The 22,866-nt window shown below is 64.0% G+C and carries 15 protein-coding genes; all 15 read left to right on the top strand.

What is annotated here, in order from left to right:
* Positions 1-178 precede the first annotated feature (178 nt).
* The 15 genes from QFZ41_RS09260 (at position 179) to QFZ41_RS09190 (ending at position 22,813) form a co-directional block, all read left to right on the top strand.
* Positions 179-6,166, top strand: a complete 5,988-nt coding sequence (locus tag QFZ41_RS09260) for an alpha-2-macroglobulin (protein WP_429198490.1) — start codon at positions 179-181, stop codon at positions 6,164-6,166.
* 26 nt (positions 6,167-6,192) lie between these two features.
* Complete coding sequence (gene pbpC / locus QFZ41_RS09255) at positions 6,193-8,532, top strand: penicillin-binding protein 1C (protein ID WP_429198489.1); 2,340 nt, start codon at positions 6,193-6,195, stop codon at positions 8,530-8,532.
* 81 nt (positions 8,533-8,613) lie between these two features.
* Positions 8,614-10,005, top strand: coding sequence for a sugar porter family MFS transporter (locus QFZ41_RS09250; protein ID WP_429198488.1), 1,392 nt, complete (start codon positions 8,614-8,616; stop codon positions 10,003-10,005).
* Positions 10,006-10,290: 285 nt separating this feature from the next.
* A complete protein-coding gene (locus QFZ41_RS09245) occupies positions 10,291-10,839 on the top strand; it encodes a fimbrial protein (RefSeq protein ID WP_429198487.1) in 549 nt (182 codons plus the stop codon).
* A gap of 93 nt (positions 10,840-10,932) precedes the next feature.
* A complete protein-coding gene (locus tag QFZ41_RS09240) occupies positions 10,933-11,676 on the top strand; it encodes a fimbrial biogenesis chaperone (protein ID WP_429198486.1) in 744 nt (247 codons plus the stop codon).
* Positions 11,677-11,759: 83 nt separating this feature from the next.
* Entirely contained in the window at positions 11,760-14,318 is a 2,559-nt protein-coding gene (locus QFZ41_RS09235) for a fimbria/pilus outer membrane usher protein (protein ID WP_429198485.1), read from the top strand.
* Between the two features lie 115 nt (positions 14,319-14,433).
* Positions 14,434-15,387, top strand: coding sequence for a P-type conjugative transfer ATPase TrbB (trbB, locus tag QFZ41_RS09230; RefSeq protein WP_429198484.1), 954 nt, complete (start codon positions 14,434-14,436; stop codon positions 15,385-15,387).
* Between the two features lie 14 nt (positions 15,388-15,401).
* A complete protein-coding gene (locus QFZ41_RS09225; protein WP_429198483.1) occupies positions 15,402-15,800 on the top strand; it encodes a TrbC/VirB2 family protein in 399 nt (132 codons plus the stop codon).
* Positions 15,800-16,111, top strand: coding sequence for a conjugal transfer protein TrbD (locus QFZ41_RS09220; RefSeq protein ID WP_429198482.1), 312 nt, complete (start codon positions 15,800-15,802; stop codon positions 16,109-16,111). Before QFZ41_RS09225 ends, QFZ41_RS09220 begins: the two co-directional genes overlap by 1 nt.
* Positions 16,108-18,639 (top strand): VirB4 family type IV secretion/conjugal transfer ATPase, encoded by a 2,532-nt coding sequence (locus tag QFZ41_RS09215; protein WP_429198481.1) that lies wholly within the window; start codon positions 16,108-16,110, stop codon positions 18,637-18,639. The genes QFZ41_RS09220 and QFZ41_RS09215 overlap by 4 nt, the downstream gene beginning before the upstream one ends.
* Positions 18,640-18,641: 2 nt before the next feature.
* A complete protein-coding gene (locus QFZ41_RS09210) occupies positions 18,642-19,358 on the top strand; it encodes a VirB8/TrbF family protein (RefSeq protein ID WP_429198480.1) in 717 nt (238 codons plus the stop codon).
* A gap of 13 nt (positions 19,359-19,371) precedes the next feature.
* A complete protein-coding gene (gene trbG, locus QFZ41_RS09205; RefSeq protein WP_429198479.1) occupies positions 19,372-20,265 on the top strand; it encodes a P-type conjugative transfer protein TrbG in 894 nt (297 codons plus the stop codon).
* Positions 20,266-20,285: 20 nt separating this feature from the next.
* Positions 20,286-20,669, top strand: coding sequence for a hypothetical protein (locus QFZ41_RS09200; RefSeq protein WP_429198478.1), 384 nt, complete (start codon positions 20,286-20,288; stop codon positions 20,667-20,669).
* Between the two features lie 5 nt (positions 20,670-20,674).
* A complete protein-coding gene (locus tag QFZ41_RS09195) occupies positions 20,675-21,934 on the top strand; it encodes a TrbI/VirB10 family protein (RefSeq protein ID WP_429198477.1) in 1,260 nt (419 codons plus the stop codon).
* A 51-nt stretch (positions 21,935-21,985) separates the two neighbouring features.
* Positions 21,986-22,813: a hypothetical protein gene (locus QFZ41_RS09190; protein ID WP_429198476.1), complete on the top strand. Its 828-nt coding sequence runs from the start codon at positions 21,986-21,988 to the stop codon at positions 22,811-22,813.
* Positions 22,814-22,866 lie beyond the last annotated feature (53 nt).

The raw sequence follows: 22,866 nt of genomic DNA, 5'->3' as shown, positions 1-22,866 counted from the left end.
CCCGAACTCGTGCCGCGCTGTGCCAGAATCCGGTCGCAGCCGCGACATCGTTCGCGCGCAGCATGTCACTGGGGATACGAAACGAAGACCGGTTCACCGCGCAGGCGGGGGACGGGCCTTGCCGTATCCGCGGCACGGCGACGATTACGCCGTCATCTCACGGGATCGGAAGGGACACATGGATCTGCTTCGCTTTATCGCCCTGTTGCCCGTGCGCTTCGTGCGCGGCCTGTTCTGGTTGCTGGGCCGCTTGTTCAGGCCCATTTTCGGCAATATGGCCTGGTCGGCGCCCGCCTGGGTTCCGGCCACCGGCCGCGTCGCCCGCAGCCATCCGCTGAAGTTCACCGGCAGCATCGCCGGCGTCCTGCTCCTGGTCGCTGCCGGATGGTTCGGCTGGCAATGGTGGGAGAACAGGCCGAAGCCCGTGGAGCCCGACCGCGTCAGCTTCGAGGCGCCGGCCCCCGGGACGAGCGACTACGAACACGTGCCGGTGACCATCCATCCGCTCACCGTGACCTTCTCCGCTTCCGCGGCGCGGCTGGAAGCCCTCGGCAAGCCGGTGACCGATGGCATCGCCATGGATCCGAAGCTGCCCGGCCAATGGACATGGGAAAACGACCGCGTGCTGCGTTTCGTCCCGGCGAGCGACTGGCCGGTCGGCCGCAAGATCGATGTGAGCTTCGACAAGGCGAAGGTCTTCGCGCCTCAGGTGTTGCTGGCCGACGACCATTTCAGCTTCAGTACCGCGCCCTTCACCGCGAGGGTCGTCAACGGCGAGTTCTACCAGGACCCGCAGGACCCGACGAAGAAAAAGACGATCGTCCAGTTCGGCTTCAACTATCCCGTGGACGCGGCGCAGTTCGAGAAGCGTCTGTCGCTCGACCTGCGCAACGGCGACGAAAAGCGCGGGAGCGCACTGAAATTCAGCGTCACCTACGACGAGCGCCGCCTGAACGCCTTCGTCCACTCGCAACCGCTCCAGTTACCGCGGGACGATGGCGCGGTGGGCGTCAAGCTCGATGATGGCGTACGTAGCAGCCGCGGTGGCGATGGAACGCAAGAGGCGCTGGAGACCTCGGTGCGCGTGCCCGGCCAGTACAGCCTGAAGCTCGACGAGGTCTCGGCCACGCTGGTCGACAACGCGAGGTTCGAGCCGGAACAAGTGGTGGTGATGCATTTCGGCGGCCCGGTGAGCGACAACGAGCTGGCCAGGCGCTTGCACGTATGGGCCGTGCCGGAAGGAGACGACAAGCATTATTCGGTGTCGCAAGTGGGCGACGCCGACCTGCGGTCCTTCACCCCGCTCAAGCCGGAAGTCGTGCCCACTGAGAACGACTGGTCGGAAACGCAGAGCTTCCGCTACCACGCCCAGCCAGGCCAGCGCATCTATGTGCGCGTGGACAAGGGCATGACCTCCTTCGGCGGTTACGTGATGCCGAAAGCCCGGGCCGACATGCTCACCGTTCCGGACTATCCACGCCTGCTCCGTTTCATGGCCGACGGATCGCTGCTGTCGCTCAGTGGCGACCGGCGCGTTTCGGTGGTGTCGCGCAACATCCCCGGCATGCGCGTGGAGGTGGGCCGCGTGTTGCCGGACCAGTTGCAACACCTCGTTTCACTCAACACGGGCAGTTATGCGAAGCCGGAGATGTATGGCTTCACTCCGGACCACATCGTCGACCGCTTCGTGAAAAAGGTTTCCTTTCCCGAGGAAGGTCCCGGCAAGGCGCATTACGAAGGTTTCGACCTGGGGCAGTACCTCGCCACCGGCAAGCGTGGCGTATTCCTGCTCAAGCTCTCGGGCTACGATGCCAAGGCGGAACAGGAAGCGCGCGAGCGGCGCGAAAAGGCCGCGCGTGAGGCGGCCGCACGCGAGGCGGGAGGCGATGCGGACAGCGCGGCGGCCGACGCCGTGCCCGAGGACGATATCGATTCGGCTCCCTACGACTGGCCGAAGGACGAACGCCTGGTCGTCATCACCGACCTGGGCGTCATCGCCAAGAAATCGCTCGATGGCAGCCAGGACATCTTCGTGCAATCCATCCGCGGCGGCCAGCCGGTGGGTGGTGCTTCCGTGTCGGTGATCGCCAGGAATGGCAGCACGTTGTTCACCCAGGGCACCGGTGCGGACGGTCACGCTCACTTCGCCAACCTCAAGGGCTTCACGCAGGAGAAGGCGCCGGCCATGTACGTGGTCCGCCAGGGCGACGACCTGTCCTTCCTCCCGGTGACTTCGTACGACCGCACTCTGGACTTCTCACGCTTCGACATCGGCGGCGAACCGAACGCGCACAGCCAGGGCCAGCTATCGGGATACCTGTTCTCCGACCGCGGCATCTACCGGCCAGGCGATCTCTTCCACGTGGGGATGATCGTGCGCGCCAACAGCTGGACGCGCAGCGTGGCCGGCATGCCGTTGATCGCCGAGGTGGTGGACCCGCGAGGCACCACGGTACGTCAGCAGACGGTGGCCATGGACACCGCGGGCTTCGCGGAACTGGATTACACCACGGCAGAAACCTCGCCTACGGGTAACTGGACCGTCAACCTGTACATCGCCAAGGACGGCAAGCCGTACTCGCAGATCGGGAGCACCACGGTGCAGGTGAAGGAGTTCCAGCCCGACCGGATGAAGGTCTCGGCCGCGCTCTCCACGGCCGTGCCCGAAGGTTGGGTGAAGCCCACGCAGCTGAAAGCGCTGGTCGACGTGCGGAACCTGTTCGGCACGCCTGCGGCGGACCGGCGCGTGGAAGGTTCGTTGACCCTGCGACCCGCGTTTCCTTCGTTCCCGAGCTACAAGGACTACCACTTCTACGACGTACGCCGGGCGAAGGAAGGATTCGAGGAGAAACTGGCCGACGTGAAGACCGACGACAAGGGCCATGCGGAGTTCGCGCTGGACCTGTCCAAGTACGCCGACGCCACGTACCAGCTGTACTTCCTCGCCAAGGCTTACGAGGCGGAAGGTGGCCGCAGTGTCGCCGCGGCCACGCAGGGCATGGTGTCGTCGAACGATTGGCTGGTCGGCTACAAGTCGGTCGACAACCTCGACTATGTGAGCCGTGATGCGAAGCGCAGCGTCAACCTCGTCGCGATCGATCCGAATGCGAGGCGCATGGACCTGCCGGGCCTGAAGCAGGCGATCGTTGAGACACGTTACGTTTCGGTGCTCACGAAACAGGATTCAGGCGTCTTCAAGTACGAGTCGAAGGCACGCGAGTCGACGCTGTCGGAGGTGCCCTTGAGCATCCCCGCCGCCGGTGCCGACGTGACACTGCCCACCGACAAGCCGGGTAACTTCGCCCTGGTGGTGAAGGATGCCAGCGGCAAGGAAGTCAACCGCGTCGCCTGGTCGGTCGCCGGCGAAGGCAATGTCTCCCGCTCGCTGGAGCGCAACGCCGAACTGCAGCTCACGCTGTCCAAGACCGACTACGCACAGGGCGAGGCGGTGGACATAGCCATCCGTGCTCCCTACGCGGGCAGCGGCCTCATCACCATCGAGCGCGACAAGGTCTACGCGCACGCCTGGTTCCATGCCGATGCCACGAGCACGGTGCAGCACATCACCGTGCCCGCCGATTTCGAAGGCAACGGTTACATCAACGTGCAGTACGTGCGTGACCCGTCCTCCGACGAGATCTTCATGAGCCCGCTGTCGTTCGGCGTGGTGCCGTTCTCGGTGAACATGGACGCGCGCCGCAACGGGATAGCCGTCGAGTCGCCTGCCCTGGTCAAGCCGGGAGACACGGTGACCTTCCACATCACCTCGCCGGTGCCGACGCGCGCCGTGGTATTCGCCGTGGACGAAGGCATCCTGCAGGTGGCCCGCTACAAGCTGGGCGATCCGCTGCAGTACTTCTTCCGCAAGCGCATGCTCGAGGTTTCCACCTCGCAGATCCTCGACCTCATCATCCCCGACTTCCAGAAGTCGATGGCGATGGCCGCTCCGGGCGGCGATGCCGATGGCGCGATCGGCCGCCAGCTGAATCCGTTCCGGCGCAAGCGCGACAAGCCGGTGGCGTACTGGTCGGACATCGTCGATGTCGACGGCTCGCGCGACCTTACCTATAAAGTGCCCGACTACTTCAACGGCAAGCTGCGAGTCATGGCGATCAGCGTGTCGCCCGATCGCATCGGTACGTTCGAAGGCGCCACCACGGTCCGGGGCGACTTCGTCCTTTCACCGAACGTACCCACCACGCTCGCGCCCGGCGACGAGGCGGAGATCAGCGTCGGCGTGGCGAACAACCTCACCGGCCTGGGTGGCAAGGAGGTGCCGGTCGCCGTGGGCCTCAAGCTGGGCCCGCAGTTGCAGATCGTGGGCGACGCGACCAAGACCCTGAATCTTGGCGAGATGCGGGAAGGTGTCGCCACCTTCCGTGTGCGCGCGACGGACAAGCTGGGCTCGGGCAACCTCGGTTTCACGGCGAGCTACAACGGCAAGTCCGCGAAGCAAGGCGTCGACCTGTCGGTGCGCCCGGCATCGCCCATGCGCACGGATCTCGCCTTCGGTCATGTGGATGCGCATTCACGCGGTGACGTGACCGGCCTGCGCGACATGCACGACGAGTACGCCAAGCGCGACGCGGCCTTTTCCACCGTTCCGGTCGTGCTGGCGCGCGGCCTGGCCGCGTATCTAGTGGATTTCCCGCATTACTGCACGGAGCAGGTGATCAGTGCGGCGATGCCCGCCCTGATCCTCGGACAGCACCCGGAGTTCGGTGACGTGAAGCCGGCCCGGATGATGGACGGCACCCAACCGCCCGCGGACCCCGTGGCGGCCTTGTTCGACACCTTGCACGCGAGGCAGAACGGGCAAGGTGGCTTCGGCCTGTGGACGGCGACACCGGACACCCATGCGTTCGCTACCGACTACGCCGTGCACTACCTCATCGAGGCGAGCGACCGCGGCGTGGCCGTACCGCGCGACATGCTGGCGTCGGCCGACGAGGCACTTCGCCAGATCGCGGCTGACGACAGCGGCGATTCGCTGGTGGAGATGCGCCAGAGGGCGTACGCCATCTACCTGCTGACGCGGCAGGGCAACGTCACCACGAACGACCTCGCCTCCCTGCAACGCCGCCTGCAGGAAGTCCATGCGAACGAGTGGAAAAACGATCTTGCCGCCGCGTGGCTCGCGGCCTCGTACAAGCTGCTTCACCAGGATCGCCTCGCAAGCGACCTGATCGCCGGGCCGCGAAAAGTCCTCGTGCGCAAGCCGGCGGACGAGCCATATGTCTATGCCGACTATTACGACGCGCCCATCCGCGATGCCACGGTGCTGTACGTGCTATCGAAACACTTTCCCGATCTGGCGAAAGCCCTGCCGCCGGAGACGGTCGAGAACCTGGTCGGCCCGTTGTCCAGGGGGCACTACAACACCTTGTCTTCGGCGATGATCATTCTCGCGCTGGACGCATGGGCGAAGGACGCGGGGGGTGACCCGGCGAGGCTTTCCATCGGCGCGGTCGCCGCGAACGGCACGGTCACGCCGATCGGCGCACCCAAGGGGTCGATCCTCGACGGGCGATGGTCCGCGGGCACGCAACGTCTCCGGCTGGTCAACGACGCCGACGCCACGGCCTGGTACGGCGTGGCGCAGACCGGTTTCGACCGCAAGCCGGCCAGCGATACGCGCAAGGACGGCCTGGAGATAACCCGCACCTATACGGACACGAAGGGCAAGGCCGTCGACACCGTGAACACCGGCGACGAGATCGACGTGCACGTGCGCATCCGCGCCACGAAGGACGAGGGGGTCGACAACATCGCGATCGTCGACCTGCTGCCGGGCGGCTTCGAGCCCGTGCTCGACACCGCGGCGCCGGCCGAAGCGGCGACGGTATCTTCCGACGAGGCGGCGCCGGAAGAGGGATCCGAGGTGAGTGAAGCAGCCGAGGGTGAAGCCGGTGATACGCCGGCATGGCGTTCGCCGATCGGCAACCCCGAGTCCACATGGAAACCCGAGTACGCCGATGTTCGCGAGGATCGCGTCGTCGTTTACGGTTATGCCAGCCGTGACGTGCAGGAGTTCGTCTACCGGATCAAGGCGACGAATGCGGGCAGGTTCGTCATCCCTCCGGCCCTCGTCCAGTCCTTGTACGACCGGGGCGTGCAGGCCAGCGCACCCGGCGGCGGCACGATGACGGTGGAGCGGAAGCCATAAAGGCAGGTCCCATCCGACTCGTCCGCATGAAGTGGCACAACGCCCTGGTGGCGTTGTTGCTGCTCCTGGCCGTTATCCTCGGGTTGCGGTTGTGGCCGCACGATACGCTGCGCACGTGGTTCCCTTCCTCGACCGCGGTGTACGACGCGAACGGCCGGTTGCTGCGGTTGACGCTGGCGAGCGACCAGCGCTACCGCTTGTGGGTGCCGCTCGAGGACATCTCGCCCACGCTGGTCGACGCCGTCTTGCTGCACGAGGATCGCTGGTTCTACTGGCACCCGGGTGTCAGTGCCTGGGGCCTCGCGCGCGGTGCGTGGATGACCTATGTACGGCGCGGCAACGCGCAAGGCGGTTCGACGGTCACGATGCAGCTTGCCCGGTTGATGTGGCGCCTGGATACGCGCAGTCCGGGCGGAAAGTTCGTGCAGGCGGCCCGCGCGGCGCAACTGGAACTGCTTTATTCCAAGCACGACATCCTCGAGGCGTATCTGAACGCCGCGCCCTATGGCCGCAACGTCGAGGGTGTCGGTGCCGCCAGCCTCGCTTATTTCGGCAAGGCGCCGTCGCGACTGAGCCTGCCCGAGGCGCTCACCCTCGCGGTCATTCCGCAGGACCCCTCGCGCGGGCTGCCGGGCCACATCGAGGGGAGCGCCGTGATCGGCAAGGACCTCAAGCTATCGCGCGACCGGCTGTTCTCGCGCTGGTTGAGCAGGCATCCCGGCGACGCCGGCGCCAGGCCGCTGTTCGACCTGCCACTTCGCTTGCGCCCGTTGTCACAGTTGCCCTTCGAGGCGCCGCATTTCGTCGAGCAGGTGCTCGCGGAGCGCCGCCTGGACGGCGATAGCGACATGCGCGTCGCGACGACGCTCGACCTCGGTCTCCAGCACAGCCTGGAACGCCAGGTGCGCCAATACATCGAGCGCAGCGGCGATCGCGGTATCCGCAATGCCGCGGCGATCCTCGTCGACACCCGCGACATGGGCGTCAAGGCCATGGTCGGTTCCGCGGACTATTTCAATGCCTCGATCCAGGGACAGGTGAACGGCACGCTGGCGAAACGGTCGCCGGGTTCCACGTTGAAGCCTTTCATCTACGCGCTCGGCTTCGACCAGGGCGTGCTCCATCCGGAGACCGTGCTGCGCGATGTGCCGTCGGCTTTCGGCCCGTATACGCCGGAGAATTTCGACGGCCATTTCCTCGGGCCGGTGACGGCGACGCAGGCGCTGGTTCGAAGCCGCAACATCCCGGCGGTGCAGGTGGCCGCAAGGCTCGCCAATCCCAGCCTCTACCAGTTCCTCCGCGATGCGGGCATCTCGCGCATGGCCAGCGAACAGCACTACGGGTTGGCACTGGTGCTCGGCGGCGGCGAAGTGACGATGCAGGAGCTCTCCGGTCTCTACGCGATGCTGGCCAACCGCGGGGAGCTGCGGCCGCTGCGCCTGCTCGCTACGCAGGCGAAAAGGGGTGGGACGCGCCTGCTCAGCGAGGAGGCGAGCTTCATGGTCATGGACATGCTCAGGCAGAATCCGCGACCGGACGATGCGGTGGCGGCGCAACCCTCCCGGCTTCCTGTGTATTGGAAGACCGGCACCTCGTGGAGTTTTCGCGACGCCTGGACCGCCGGAAGTTTCGGTCCCTACGTGCTGGTCGTCTGGATCGGCAATTTCGACGGCGCGGGCAACCCGGCCTTCGTCGGCGTGGACGCCGCGGCACCGCTGTTCTTCCGCATCGCCGACGCGCTGCGTGCCGAACGCCCGGGCCTGGCCGAGCCGGTCCGGCGCAATCCGCCGAACCTCCGCCGTGTGCCCGTTTGCCTTGCGAGCGGCGACCTGCCGAACGCATGGTGCCCGCAGGTCGGCAGCACCTGGTTCATTCCCGGTAAGTCACCGATCAAGGTGAGCAACGTGCATCGCCCCGTGGTGGTCGACACGGCGACGGGCAAGCCGGCATGTCCCCCCTACGCTCCCGGCAGGACGCGCATCGAGGTCTACGAATACTGGCCGTCCGACCTGGCTCGCGTCTTCGCCCAGGCTGGCATGCCACGAAGGGCACCGCCGGCCTTGCCGGATTGTCAGGGCGGCGGCCAGCCGGCGGGCGATCCGCCGAAGATCACGTCGCCGCTGAAAGGCAGCACGTACCAGATTCGCGTGTCCCGGCTCGGCAGCGAGCGTGTCGCCTTCTCCGCCACGACCGACGCCGGCACGCGCATGCTCTACTGGTTCGTCGACGACGCCTATCTCGGTAGCGTGCCCAGCGGGCAGGCCCTGATGTGGGCACCGGAGCGCACGGGCCGCTTCCTCGTCCGCGTGGTGGACGACCAGGGCCGCACGGATTCGCGCGAGTTGGGCGTGGGCGCGCTCGAATAGCCGTAGACGCGCCGCACACGGGGCGGATACATGCCTAGTCCTCAAATGCCGGGCATGTCATCCATAGAAGGAACGGTTCCCATGGACGTCGCAGCCCATCGGACACAAGCCACCCATCCCAAGGCGGCCATCGTCACGACATGTGTGCTGGCCGCGCTGGCGGGCCTGATGTTCGGCCTCGATATCGGCGTGATCTCCGGTGCCACCCAGTTCATCCAGTCCGACTTCAAGGTGTCCGACCGGACCATCGAATGGATCGTCAGCGCCATGATGGCCGGTGCGGCCGTCGGCGCGCTTGGCGCCGGATGGATGTCCGCCGCGCTGGGGCGGAAGCGGTCCCTGATCCTCGCCGGCGTGCTGTTCATCGCCGGATCCCTGTTCTGCGCGGTGGCGGGCTCGGCCACGATCCTCATCGTGGCGCGCTTCGTCCTCGGCCTGGCGATCGGCGTGGCGACGTTCACCGCGCCGCTCTACCTGGCCGAGGTCGCGCCGGAGAAGATCCGCGGTGCGATGATCTCCACCTATCAGCTGATGATCACCACGGGCATCCTCCTGGCCTTTCTCTCCGACACGGCCTTCAGTTCGAGCGGCAACTGGCGCTGGATGCTTGGCGTCATCGCCGCGCCGGGCGTGCTCTTTCTGCTCGGCCTGTTCTATCTGCCCGACAGCCCCCGCTGGCTGTTGATGCGCGGCCGGCGCAAGGACGCGGAAACCGTCCTGGTGAAGCTCCGCGGCGACGAAGCCATCGTGAAGAAAGAGATCGACGACATCGACGAGCAGTTGAAGACGCGGCAGCATGGCTTCAGCATGTTCAGGGAGAACCCGAACTTCCGCCGTTCCGTCGGACTCGGCGTGCTGTTGCAGGCGATGCAGCAATTCACGGGCATGAACGTGGTGATGTATTACGCGCCGCGCATCTTCAAGGACATGGGCTACGACACGCAGGCCCAGATGTGGTTCACCGCCGCCGTGGGCCTCACGAACGTGCTCGCCACCCTGATCGCATTCGCCTTCGTCGACCGCCTCGGCCGGAAGCCGATCCTCTACGCGGGTTTCACGATCATGGCCGTCGGCCTGGGCGTCGTCGGCACGATGCTCGGTCTCGGCGTGAACTCGCGCGGCGAGCAGTATTTCACCGTGGCGATGCTGCTGCTTTTCATCGTGGGTTTCGCGATGTCGGCGGGTCCGCTGATCTGGACGCTGTGCTCCGAGGTGCAACCGTTGAAAGGCCGCGATTTCGGCATCGCGTGCTCCACCTTCACCAACTGGGTGACCAACATGATCGTGGGGGCGACGTTCCTCACCCTCCTGAGTGGCATCGGCAATGCGCAGACCTTCTGGCTGTATGCGGCTCTCAACGCCTTGTTCATCGGCATCACGTTCTGGCTCGTGCCCGAAACCAAGAACGTGACACTCGAACAGATCGAGCGAAACCTGATGAGCGGGAAGTCGCTGCGCAAGATCGGCCAATGACCCACCGGGGCCCTTGATCTGTCGCTTCCATAGCACGGGCCAAGGGCCTCCGTCTTGAGATCTGAGACCACTTTTCGAAGGCGTGAGCCGCGTCGAAGTTCGGAAACAAACTCGAATTTTTGAGGAATCTTCCATATGGATCCTCGGCGCATTCCTACACACTTTCCTTAGCGCTCGCGTCTGTCGAGCTCGGCTGCGTGATGCGCGGGGATGACCCGTGTCTCCCCAGGCCGACGGTTCCGAAGGAGCCGTTGCTCAGAACTCAAGAAAAGAAAGGTTAATTGGATGAACCTCAAGGTTATGACTTCCGCCCTGCTTATCGCAGGCCTGGCGGCTCCGTCCGCTTTCGCAGTCGACGGTGGCACGATCACGTTCGACGGCTCGATCACCAACGTGACCTGCTCGGTCAGCGGTGGCGATCCGGGTAATGGACCCGATTTCACCGTGCAGATGCAGGGCGTGAGCGCAGGCAACTTCGCCAACGTGGGTGACGTCGCCGGCAAGACCGGGTTCCGCATCTATGTCGGTAAAGATGGAGAAACCAGCTGCACGAACGGCACGAAGGTCTGGGCCGCGTTCGAGCCGGGTACCACGGTCGATCCGAGCACGGGCGCCCTCATCGTGTCGGGCGGCGCCACGGGCGTTCAGATCCGTCTCTTCGACAAGTTGGACAACCCGATCGACATCGACGGCAACAACCAGGGCGCGGTGCAGGAAACGGTCACCGACAACCAGGCGATCCTCGTCTATGCGTCCGCGTACCAGCGCACGGCCGCCGTCGTCGCGGGTGAGGCAGACAGTTCCGTGGTGTACGGCGTGCGCTTCGAGCCGTAAATCGACTGTCCGCGGGTAAGTGACCGCGGTTTGCAAGGAGCGGTCGCCGGCTGTGGCCGGCGACCGCATCGTCCACAGGAAGGAACGCTTCGAATGCCAGGAACGAACCGGATGATGTCGCGATGGTCCGCCGTGGCGGTTGCCCTGGCAACCGTCACGGCCAGTGGGGTGACGGAGGCGGGCATCGTCATGAACGCAACGCGTTATGTCTACGACGCCGGAGTGAACGAGGTCACCGTAAAGGTGAGCAATACGGGAAGTCTTCCCGTGCTGACACAGGCATGGATCGACGAGGGCGACGCGCACTCGACGCCCGAACGGGTAGACGTTCCCTTCAACCTCACGCCGCCTATCGCGCGAGTGGAATCGGGCAAGTCGCAAACGCTTCGTATCTCGTACACGGGAGCCGCGCTGCCCGCCGACCGCGAATCGCTTTTCTGGATCAACGTGCTCGAAGTGCCGCCAAAGTCGGCGGAGGACAAGGACAGCAGCAAGATGCAGCTCGCATTCCGTTACCGTCTGAAGCTGTTCTACCGGCCGAAAGGACTTGCCGGCTCGGCGAGTGGGTCGCCGGACAGGATCGTGTGGACACGCGCTTCGGGCGGAGGTCTTTCGGCTGACAACCCCACGGCCTACCACGTCACCATGAACGATGTTCACCTCGAATCCGCCGGCCGTTCGGTAAGCATCGAGCCTTTCGCCATCGCTCCCTTTGCGAAGGCGACGCCGAAGCTGGCGGAGGCGATACCCCTGGATGGCGGTGTGACGGTACGCTACCAGAGCATCAACGACTACGGCGGCTTCGTCTCGCACGAAAAAACGGTCGGCGCACCATGACCCGGCGTCGTCCAGGCATACGATTGGCGCGACGCCCGTTGGCGGTAGCGCTAGCCCTGCTGGGCCCGGCCGCAGGCAGGGCCGTGGCCATCGGGCCCGTCGGACCGGATCCGTCACTCGATCCCACGGCACCGCAGGCCACCTTCAGTTCCGATTTCATCCACTCATCCGGGGGCGCCATCGACCTTTCCCGGTTCGAGCGAGGCAACATCACGTTGGCGGGCATCTACCGGCCGAGCGTGCTGGTGAACGGCGAGCCGATTCCCGGCATGCGGGACGTCGTATTCCGCCAGGTGGCCGATAGCGAGAGCGCGCAACCCTGCTTCGATCGAAGCACGTTGCTGCGGTTCGGTCTCGACATCGAGAAGTTACAGGCACGCACCGCCGCCGACGCGTCGATCCGCCTACTGGGCGATACCGCGTTCTGCGGTCATCTCGAGCAGTACGTGCCGGGGGCGACGGTCGATTTCGACGATGGCGACCAGATCCTCCGGGTCACGCTCCCGCAGGCATTTCTCCGGACCCGCGCCCGTGGCTACGTGAGCCCGGAGTTCTGGGAGGATGGGGAGCAGGCGGCCATGCTCAACTACAACGCGAACACTTTCCAGGTGCGCCGCGACGGCAAGCGTTCCACGGACAGCTACGTCAGCCTGAATGCAGGCGCCAACCTCGGCGGGTGGCGTCTGCGCCAGGCCGGCTCCCTTTCGTTGCGCGACGGCAGCAGTCGCTGGCGGAACAACCAGGTCTATGCCCAGCACGACCTCACGGATGCCAGGGCACAGCTCACGGTGGGCGAGATGTACACGAACGGGGAGATCCTCGACAGCGTGCGCGTCCGTGGCATCGGCATCGTCAGCGACCAGCGCATGCTGCCCGCATCGCAACGTGGATACGCGCCGGTGATCCGCGGCGTGGCGGACAGCAACGCCCAGGTGACGATCCGTCAGAACGGCTACGTCATCCACAGCACGACGGTGGCGCCCGGCGCGTTCGAGATCGACGATCTGTACCCCACCGGATACGGCAGCGACCTCGAAGTGACGATCACCGAAGCGGACGGCCGGACGAAGATCATCCTCGTTCCCTATACGGCCGTACCCCAGATGCTTCGGGAAGGCACGACGCGCTTCGGCGTATGGGCGGGGCAGGTCGACGAGGCACGGGTCGCCGACACACCTTTCATCTTCCAGGGCACCGTGCAACACGGCATCACGGCGAACAGCACCCTCTATGCAGGCGTGACGGCATCGAACAGCTATGTCTCGAGCCTCGTCGGTGCCGCGATCAACCTGCCGTTCGGCGCGATCGCATTGGACGTCACCGGTTCGCGGGCCGCCTTTCGCAGGGACGGTGTACGCCGGGGCGTCAGCACGCGATTGCGCTATTCCCGTTCGTTGGTGTCGACCGGAACGAATTTCGGGCTGGCGGCGCAGCGATTCTCCACCCGGGATTATCTCGGCGTGACCGATGCTTCGCGCCTGCGCAGCCGCTTGCGGCGCGGCCTGGCCGGAGAGTCCGCCGGTGGCGAGCGCAGCCGCTTCGACGCGAATATCGGCCAGTCGATAGCGAGCGGCCGCTTATCGCTCACCGGTTCGCTCGTCGACTTCTGGGGTGACCGCCAGCGGCGCGTCGACTACACGCTCGCCTATGGGAGCAGCTGGCGCTCCTTTTCCTACAATATTTCGGTACAGCGGTCGCGCCTCGGTGACATGGACGGCCTGAGGGCCACGTACGCGCGGCACGGAGCCACGGACACCACCGTCTTCGTCTCGTTCTCGGTCCCCCTGGGCGGCTCCCCTTCCTCGCCGAACCTCGGTGTCTCGTACAACCGCGGCAGCGCGAACGATGCCACCGCGCAGGCGAGACTCAATGGGAAATGGGCAGGTAACGACGACCTCACCTATACCGTCGCCGCCGGACGTTCGAAGGCGCCGTCGAGCGCATCCGTCACCACGGGCAATGCCAGCGTGGCCTATCGCGGCTATGCGGGCACCTATCGCGCCGGCATCAGTCGCAACAGCAGCGGTGGAACGCAGTATTCGATGGTGGCGACAGGCGCGATCGTGGCGCACGGCGATGGCGTCACGCTTGCGCAGGAACTTGGTGAGACGAACGCCATCATCCATGCACCCGGCGCCGCGGGCGCGGGCATCGAAAGCCAGTCCGGCGTGCACCTCGACCGCCGTGGCAACGCCGTGGTTCGAAGCCTCCTGCCCTATCAGATCAATACGATCGCCATCGACCCTCGCGGCGCGTCGCACGACGTGCAGCTCGAAAGCACGAGCGAAACCGTGGTTCCACGCGCTGGCGCCTTCGCGCGGCTCGACTACCGCACCTCGGTCGCCGAATCGCTGCTGATCCACGCCACACGGCCGGACGGCGAGCCGCTGCCCTTCGGAGCATCGGTACTCGACGCGGCGGGGCAGACGGTCGGCGTCGTAGGGCAGGGCAGCAAGATCTTCGCGCGCGGCGCCCTGGCGGGATCGAAGCTCACCGTGAGCTGGGGTGAGGGTGAAGCGGGAAGTTGTCGCGTCACGATTCCCGAGACGCTGGATGGACTTGAAACACACGGCATGCATCGCGCCATCCGCGCGTCCTGTGTCATGGGCAGCTCTAGCGTGGCGATGAAGAAAGCGGCCTGACCGGCCACACGAATCGGGACGCGGAGGCGCCCGTTGGAAAGAAGCGGCGGTAGCGACCATGAGGGTCGGGCCGGCGTCCGGCGAATCGATCGACATACCGATGGAACAGGGACATATGGGCGGACCTACCGCCGTCGTCAGGGAGCGCGCGCGCGAAAAGCTGCTGCGCGATCTCGGCGATACCTTCATGAACGCGTTCAACGACCCGAAGACGGTCGAGATCATGCTCAATGCGGACAATCGCCTGTGGCAGGAGCGTCTCGGCGAAGGCATGCGTTGCATCGGCACGATGCGGCCCAGCCAATCCGAGGCCGTGATCAAGACCACGGCCGGCTACTACGGCAAGGAGATCACCCGGTCCAATCCGGTGCTCGAGTCTGAATTTCCGCTCGACGGATCGCGCTTCGCCGCACAACTTCCCCCCATCGTCAGCGGACCCACCTTCGCGTTACGCAAGAAGGCGGTGTCGATCTTCAGCCTCGCCGACTATGTCGCCAGCGATACGATGTCCGGACACCAGCGCCGCGTGCTGGTCGACGCCATCCACCGGCACCGGAACATCCTCGTCATCGGCGGTACGGGATCGGGCAAGACGACCCTGATCAACGCGATCATCCGGGAGATGGTGGACGCCAACGCGGACGAACGCGTGTTCATCATCGAAGACACCGGCGAGATCCAGTGCTCGGCGGAGAACTTCGTGCAATACCGCACGTCGTTCGATGTGAGCATGACGCAGCTCCTGCGCACGTCGCTCCGCATGCGGCCAGATCGCATCCTCGTTGGCGAAGTCCGCGGCCCGGAGGCCCTCGACCTGCTCATGGCGTGGAACACGGGACATGAGGGCGGGGCGGCCACACTGCACGCCAACGATGCGCGCGCCGGTCTCTCCCGGTTATCGATGCTCATCAGCATGCACCGCGACGCGCCCCGGCCGATCGAGCCGCTGATCGGCGAGTCGGTGCACATGCTCGTCCATATCTCGCGTACCCCAAGCGGCCGCCGCGTCCAGGAAATCGTAGCCGTCGATGGTTATGAGGATGGGCGTTATGTGCTGCGTAATCTTTGAACCATGGAGTTGTCATGCCACATTTTTTGAAACAGAAGCTGCACTCATTTTCAGTTCTTCGCCTGCTAGCGACCATGGCGATTCTTCTGGTCTCTGTCCTGCTGCCAGAAATCGCGTTTGCCGAAGATGCGGAATTGGCGCTTCCCTATGAAGAGGGCCTTGGAAAATTTCAGGAGTCGCTGGAGGGCCCCGTACCCTTCGCCATTTCATTGGTTGGCATCGTTGGTTGCGGAGCGATGCTGATCTTCGGCGGTGAGATAACTGGCTTCATGCGCACGATGATCTTCATCGTCCTCGTCGTCGCCGTCATGGTCCAGGCAAAGAACGTCGTTAGCATGCTGGGAGGAACACGTAGCTTGAGTGACACGGCATACGTCATCCCTGATACGCCATCTTTACGGTATTTCAGCTGATGTCAATCCGTACCGTCCCGATTCGACGCGCCGGAAATCGCGACAACCTTGTCCTGGGTGGGGACCGTGAACTGGTGATGTTCACCGGCTTGCTGGCGGGTGCGTTGGTCTTCTCCGCACAAGAACTAAAGGCGGGCATGTTCGGCGCCGCCATGTGGATTTGTTCATTGCAGGTGTTTCGCTTGATGGCGAAGGCCGATCCGAAGATGCGCCACGTTTACATGCGACAGCGCCGCTATCGTAAGTACTACGCCCCCCGATCCACGCCGTTTCGTCTCAACGGCCCGGCGGAGGAGCGTCAGTACCGATGATGGTCTGGATCATCGCGGGGATGGCGGCGATCGCCGCCGTCCTCGTTCTCCTGCTGATCGCGAGCATCCGGCGTCTGGATGCCGAGCCCAAGCTCGATTTCCGCCGGCCCCACGGGCAGGCGGTGGCCGATCTGCTCAATTACGCGGCCGTGGCGGACGATGGCGTGATCGTGTGCAAGAACGGCGCGTTCATGGCCGCGTGGATGTTCGAAGGCGACGACGCCGCGAGCAGCACGGACGAGCAGCGCGAGACGGCATCCATGCGCGTCAACCAGGCCCTCTCGCGCCTGGGGAACGGATGGATGATCCACGTGGACGCCGTCCGGCGGCCCGCGAGCGATTATGCGGACGTCGCCACCTCGCACTTTCCCGATCCGGTCTCCGCGGCCATGGACGAAGAGCGGCGGCGACTGTTCCGTAGCCTGGGCACGACCTACGAGGGCTACCTCGTGATGACGCTCACCTATTTCCCGCCGCAAATCGCGCAGCGGAAATTCGTCGAGATGATGTTCGACGACGATGCGGAGATCGCCGGCAGCACCGAACAGACGCATGGACTGGTCGCGGACTTCCAGCGCGAGTGCCGTAGCTTCGAGAGCCGTCTATCCAGCGTATTCCGCATGAAGCGCCTGAAGGCGCATGAAAAAGTAACCGAGGAAGGACGCAAGCTCACCCACGACGATTTTCTCCGCTGGTTGCAGTTCTGCATCACCGGGCTGGATCATCCCATCGCCTTGCCGGAGAACCCGATCTATATCGACGCACTGGTGGGAGGCCAGGAGATATGGGCCGGCGTGGCCCCGAGGATAGGCCGTCGCTTCGTCCAGGTGGTGGCGATCGAGGGATTCCCGCTGGAGTCCTACCCCGGCATCCTCGCTTCGCTGGCCGAGCTTCCCAGTGAATACCGTTGGTCGAACCGCTTCATCTTCATGGACCCGCATGAGGCCCTGAAGCAGATGGAGAAGTTCCGGAAGAAGTGGCGGCAGAAGGTACGGGGATTCTTCGACCAGATCTTCCAGACCAACAGTGGATCGGTGAACTACGACGCCTTGTCCATGATGCAGGATGCCGAGGCGGCGATTGCCGAGATCAACAGTGGTCTCGTGGCGCAGGGCTACTACACGAGCGTGGTCGTCGTGTCCGACGACGACCGGTCGCGGCTCGACCGTTCCGTGCGCCAGATCGAAAAGGCGATCAACGCTCGCGGCTTCGCCGCGCGAGTGGAAACGGTGAACACGATGGACGCCTTGCTCGGAAGCTTCCCCGGTCACGGCGTCGAGAACGTACGGCGCCCGCAGATCAATACGCTCAACCTGGCCGATCTCTTGCCGAGCGCCACGATCTGGACGGGCCAGGGGGAAGCCCCGTGCCCGATGTATCCGCCGAATTCGCCTCCGTTGATGCAGTGCGTTACCCAGGGTGCCACGCCATTTCGCCTGAACCTGCACGTGAACGACCTGGGTCATACGTTTCTCTTCGGCCCCACGGGTTCGGGCAAGTCGACGCACCTGGGCATGCTCGCGGCGCAGCTTCGGCGGTACAAAGGCATGTCGTTGTACTGCTTCGACAAGGGGCGTTCGCTCTATCCGCTGGTGAAGGCCTGTGGGGGATTGCACTTCGACGTGGCCGGCGATGACGACACGCTTGCATTCTGCCCGCTGCAGTTCCTGGATTCGAAGTCGGATCGCGGCTGGGCCATGGAATGGATCGACTCCATGCTCGCCCTTAACGGCGTGCAGACCACGCCTGCCCAGCGCAATGAGATCGGCAACGCGATCCTTTCCATGCAGCAGTCCGGCGCGACGACGCTCTCGGAGTTCGTATTGATGATCCAGGACGAGTCGATCCGCGAGGCGTTGAAGATCTATACCGCGGACGGCGCCATGGGGCACCTGCTCGACGCCTCCGTCGACGGCTTGCGGTTGTCGGACTTCGCCGTCTTCGAGATCGAAGACCTGCTCAACCTGGGCGACAAGTTCGTGCTGCCGGTCTTGCTGTACCTGTTCCGCCGCATCGAGACGTCGCTGAAGGGCCAGCCAGCCGCGATCATCCTCGACGAGGCTTGGTTGATGCTCGGTCACCCGGTGTTCCGGGCGAAGATCCGCGAATGGCTGAAGGTGCTTCGTAAATCGAACTGCCTCGTGATCATGGCGACGCAAAGCCTGTCTGACGCGGCCAACTCGGGCATCCTCGACGTCATCGTCGAATCCACCGCGACGAAGATATTCCTGCCGAACCCGTTCGCACGCGATGACGATGCCGCCGCGCTGTACCGGCGCATGGGCCTCAACACGCGCCAGATCGAGATCCTCGCCACCGCGGTGCAGAAGCGCCACTACTACTACGTTTCCGATAGGGGGCGGCGACTCTACGACCTCGCCCTCGGCCCCCTCGCCCTGGCCTTCATCGGCAGCACCGACAAGGAATCCATCGCCACCATCCGCAAGCTCGAGGCCCGTTACGGCGAGGCCTGGGTGCACGACTGGCTGCAACTCAAGGGCCTGCGCCTAGCGGATTACGGAGTCTGATCATGACCATCAAGAAGAAGAGGGTAAAGCCGGGCGCGGCCATTCCAGCGGGAACTCCACATCCCTATCTCAACGCACGGCGAAGCTGGAATTCACACGTAGGAAGCCTGATCGCGTCGCGTACGCTGTGGCAAGCGGTGGCCCTCATCAGCCTGTTGATCGCCTTCGCGGCCGTGGGTGGCGTGGTCTACATCGGAAGCCAGTCGAAGTTCGTGCCCTATGTGGTCGAAGTGAACAAGCTGGGCGAGGCGATGGCGGTGGCACCTGCTTCACAGGCCGACAAGGTGGATCAGCGCATCGTCCGCGCGGCGACCGCCGAGTTCATCGTCAATGCGCGCACCGTCACGCCGGATATCGCCATGCAGCGGCGGGCGATCTTCAAGATATATGCCTTGATGAAATCGGGTAGTGCGGCCACGCGGAAGATGACGGCGTTCCTCAACGGATCTCCCGAAACCAATCCGTTCAAGCGCGCCGAGAAGCAGACGGTGAACGTCGAGGTCGTCTCGGCCATTCCGCAGACGGCCAGCACCTGGCAGGTGGACTGGCTGGAGACACAGCGTACGCGCAAGGGCGAGATCATGGGTAAGCCCTACCGCATGCGCGCGTTGCTCAACGTGGGAAGCAATGCGATGCCGCCCGATGCGTCCGACGACCAGATCCGTCTCAACCCCATGGGCATCTACATTTCCGACTATTCCTGGTCGAAGCAGTTCTGACAGAGCACGTTCAATGAAAAAAGCCCTACTCGTCGCCGCGATGGCGATGCTCGCGGCGGCGACAGCGTCCGCCACTACCGAGACGGATCTCGCCAACCAGTTCTTTTCAGCCGACAACCCCAAGCTCACACCACAAGAGAAAGCGGGACTGGATATCTCGCGCAAGTGGGTGGCAGCCACGTCCGCATCCGTGAAGCCGGTCCCCGGGCCCGACGGCACCATACGCTTCCTGTATGGGCAATCGCAGCCAAGCATCGTCTGTGCCGTGCTTCAGGTCTGCGATGTAGAGCTTCAACCGGGTGAACAGGTGAGTTCGGTGAACCTCGGTGACGCCGTCCGCTGGCTTGTCGAGCCCGCGTTGTCGGGTGCGGGTGACGATGCCATCCAGCACCTGGTGATCAAGCCACTCGATGTCGGCCTCGAGACATCACTCATGGTGACCACGGACCGCCGCACCTATCACCTTCGCCTGCGTTCTCATCGCACCGAGTACATGCCTCGCGTGGCGTTCTCGTATCCGGAATCCGCGGTGTCCAAGTGGGCGGCGGTCAAGAAGACCGCGGCCGCCGAGCGCAGCCGTAAGGGCGAGGCGACACAGAACGAATACCTGGGAAATCTCGACTTCGGCTATCGCGTGACGGGCAACGCTCCATTCAAGCCAGCTCGCGTCTACAACGACGGTGTGAAGACGATCATCGAAATGCCGTCGACGTTTTCACAAGGCGAGGCGCCCACCTTGTTGGTGATCCGAAAGAGCGGCAGCGTCTTCAAGAAAGATGACGAGGTCATGGTCAACTACCGCGTCCAGGACGGCCGTTACATCGTCGATACCCTGTTCGAGAAGGCGGTTCTCGTCGCCGGCGTGGGTATCGGCCAGCGCAAGATCGCTATCGAGAGGCGGCGATGAGGAAGAGCTGCTTTTCCGTCATGGCACTGGTATCACTGGCCGCGGCGTGTGCACCGATCGCGCCCAAGGCGGGCATGGCCGATCGCGATCCCCTCCGCCGTGCGGTGGTGGAGGATGTCGCGGAAGGCATGAGCCACGTATTCGATGCACCCGGAACCGTTCTGGTGAGGTCCCGCCCCAGCGCGGGAGCGTTTGACACGGCCTTGATGGCGGCCTTGCGTGGCAAGGGCTTCCAGGTCAGCGCGACGCCAGGACGCGGGGAAACCTTCGACTGCCGGGTCGATCCGCTCGAAGGCACCATGTACCGGGTGACGGTAATCGTCGGAAATACCGAGCTCTCGCGCCTGTGGGTGCTGGATGGCGCAAACGCCTATTCGGGCGGCGCGTGGACGCGGCGGGAGTGAGCGACATGGAGAAACAACCGCCTGGTATCGATGAGCTCGACCGGGATGCGGAGTTGTCGCCCCGCCAAGGCGACGTGCCGACCGGCGTACGCAGGGTCAACAACATGCCGTTGCTGATCATCGGCGGGGTGCTGCTCGTGTTCGTCGTCCTGGTCGCCATGGTGGCCTCCCAGCGGGGCCGGTCGTCGAAGAAGCAGGACACCGCTGCGACCAGCGGCGCGCTCCCGGAGAACAGTCAGTTGCTCGACCAGATGCTGGCACACGGCGCGCTCGGCGGCCTGGTGCCGGATCCCGACGAGGATCGCGTGCCGTCGTTCCCGGTCGCGAGGGTCGAAGATCCGGAGGCTCCGCCCTTACCCCAAGGCACCACGTCGAACGGTTCTTCTACGCATGCCGGGGCGGATGACGGCATGGCAAAGGAGCGCATGAAGCTGTTCCAGACCGCCATGCATGCCAAAACGGGGGTCGGCAATCAGACGCAGGCCGCAGCTGCGAAGGACGCCGATGACGGAGGAAAGGACAAGCCAGCGGCCGCTTCGTCGATGGGGGCGGACCGTGACTTGCGAGTGCCCGTAAGCGCCAACGGCGATTACTCCAAATTCGACGGCGCGCAGAGCAAAGGCGGGAAGAAGAAAGACCGCTGGTTGCTCGGGTCGGATATGGACGCGCCGCGCACTGCATATGAGGTGCGGGCTGGCGCCGTCATACCGGCCACCATGATCTCCGGTATCAATTCAGACCTGCCCGGGCAGATCACGGCGCAGGTGAGCCAGGACGTTTTCGACACGCCTACCGGTCGCCATCGGCTCATCCCGCAGGGATCGAAGTTGGTGGGCCGTTATAGCAATAGCATCGTGATGGGACAGTCGCGCGTACTCGTCGCCTGGCAGCGCATCGTGTTTCCAGACGGGAAGGCGCTGGATATCGGTGCCATGGAAGGTGTGGACAGTGCCGGCTATGCCGGCTTCGGCGACAAGGTCGATCGTCACTACGTCCGTCTGTTCGGATCGGCGATTCTCATGTCCGCCATTGCGGCTGGTCTGACTTCGTCGCGCGTCAATCCTGAAAACGATCCCTACGGTTCGTCGAACGAAGCGACCCTCAGCCAGGGCACGGCGCTTCAGTTCGCCGAGGTGGCGACGAAGATGATCGAGAGAAACCTGGACATCGCGCCGAATCTGCAAATTCGTCCGGGATACCGCTTCAATGTCATGGCGGTGAAGGACCTGACGTTCGAAAAGCCGTATCAGGCGTTCGATTACTGATCTCATCTCCCCAATACCCGGATTCGCCGGGGAAAAAACTGGAGTCTCACCATGAATGGAAAAACACGCACCACTGCACGTTGCCTCGCGGTCGCAATCTCCGCTTCGATGATCTTGCCCGCACATGCGGTACTTGTACTGGATGCAGCGAACCTGTTCGTCAACAAGATGAACTTTTTTCAATTGTTGGCGATCAATCATCAGCTGCAAGATGACGGCAAAGGGACCATCAAGAACTACACGTGGAACATCAGCAATCAAACCGCGAACATCAATAACAATGTGTCGGTAATGAAGGAAACGGTAAATAATATCTCGGTGCTGACCCAGAAAAACTACGACATCGATACATACTTTACTTGGATAATCAATGGTAATGGGGAGGAAATCATTCCCATTCCGCGAGACGTGCAGGCGACATTGGACACGATCACTAACTGGAACGAAGTGGGCAAGTTCAATAGCAAGTTCAAGACAGCGAGCGACTACAAGGGCTCTATCGAGTCCACGAGTTCGCTGGACGTGGCCTTCAAGGGGTCAGAGGCACGAAAGGCTGCCAATGACGCCTTGATCGAGGCCGTCGGCGCGGAACAGAAAGCCTTCACTGAAGAACTCGCGGATCTCGTAAAAATAGCGAAGGTAGGCGAGAAAGCCCAGGGCCACGGACATCAGCTGCAGGTAGCGAACGCACTGGCCGTTACCGAGGTGAACCAGCTCATGAAGTTGCGCTCGATGATGATGGTTTCGGAGGCATCGCGCGCCGTCGAGGCGCACGCGGCGGCCGATAAGGATGCCCGCGCCATCGCGGTCAAGGATCGCCTCCGCACCGGGTTGCAAGGCGCCGTCAGCCAGAGCCTGACTCCGCTTCCCAAGTACTGATGAGCCCGGCGGTGCTGCAAGGCACCGCCGGATGAAGCTTGCTCGTCACCCCA

This window comes from Luteibacter sp. W1I16, assembly GCF_050434905.1.
Classification (GTDB): Bacteria; Pseudomonadota; Gammaproteobacteria; order Xanthomonadales; family Rhodanobacteraceae; genus Luteibacter.
Note: the sequence above shows the minus strand (reverse complement) of the source record. Positions and strands in the feature narration are given on the sequence as shown.

What these genes read in the sequence shown, in the direction of transcription:
- trbG (WP_429198479.1), top strand. Translation starts at nt 19,372, where the DNA reads ATGAAAAAAGCCCTACTCGTCGCCGCGATGGCGATGCTCGCGGCGGCG.
- QFZ41_RS09220 (WP_429198482.1), top strand. Translation starts at nt 15,800, where the DNA reads ATGTCAATCCGTACCGTCCCGATTCGACGCGCCGGAAATCGCGACAAC.
- QFZ41_RS09215 (WP_429198481.1), top strand. Translation starts at nt 16,108, where the DNA reads ATGATGGTCTGGATCATCGCGGGGATGGCGGCGATCGCCGCCGTCCTC.
- trbB (WP_429198484.1), top strand. Translation starts at nt 14,434, where the DNA reads ATGGGCGGACCTACCGCCGTCGTCAGGGAGCGCGCGCGCGAAAAGCTG.
- pbpC (WP_429198489.1), top strand. Translation starts at nt 6,193, where the DNA reads ATGAAGTGGCACAACGCCCTGGTGGCGTTGTTGCTGCTCCTGGCCGTT.
- QFZ41_RS09240 (WP_429198486.1), top strand. Translation starts at nt 10,933, where the DNA reads ATGCCAGGAACGAACCGGATGATGTCGCGATGGTCCGCCGTGGCGGTT.
- QFZ41_RS09225 (WP_429198483.1), top strand. Translation starts at nt 15,402, where the DNA reads ATGCCACATTTTTTGAAACAGAAGCTGCACTCATTTTCAGTTCTTCGC.
- QFZ41_RS09190 (WP_429198476.1), top strand. Translation starts at nt 21,986, where the DNA reads ATGAATGGAAAAACACGCACCACTGCACGTTGCCTCGCGGTCGCAATC.
- QFZ41_RS09245 (WP_429198487.1), top strand. Translation starts at nt 10,291, where the DNA reads ATGAACCTCAAGGTTATGACTTCCGCCCTGCTTATCGCAGGCCTGGCG.
- QFZ41_RS09250 (WP_429198488.1), top strand. Translation starts at nt 8,614, where the DNA reads ATGGACGTCGCAGCCCATCGGACACAAGCCACCCATCCCAAGGCGGCC.
- QFZ41_RS09195 (WP_429198477.1), top strand. Translation starts at nt 20,675, where the DNA reads ATGGAGAAACAACCGCCTGGTATCGATGAGCTCGACCGGGATGCGGAG.
- QFZ41_RS09200 (WP_429198478.1), top strand. Translation starts at nt 20,286, where the DNA reads ATGGCACTGGTATCACTGGCCGCGGCGTGTGCACCGATCGCGCCCAAG.
- QFZ41_RS09210 (WP_429198480.1), top strand. Translation starts at nt 18,642, where the DNA reads ATGACCATCAAGAAGAAGAGGGTAAAGCCGGGCGCGGCCATTCCAGCG.
- QFZ41_RS09260 (WP_429198490.1), top strand. Translation starts at nt 179, where the DNA reads ATGGATCTGCTTCGCTTTATCGCCCTGTTGCCCGTGCGCTTCGTGCGC.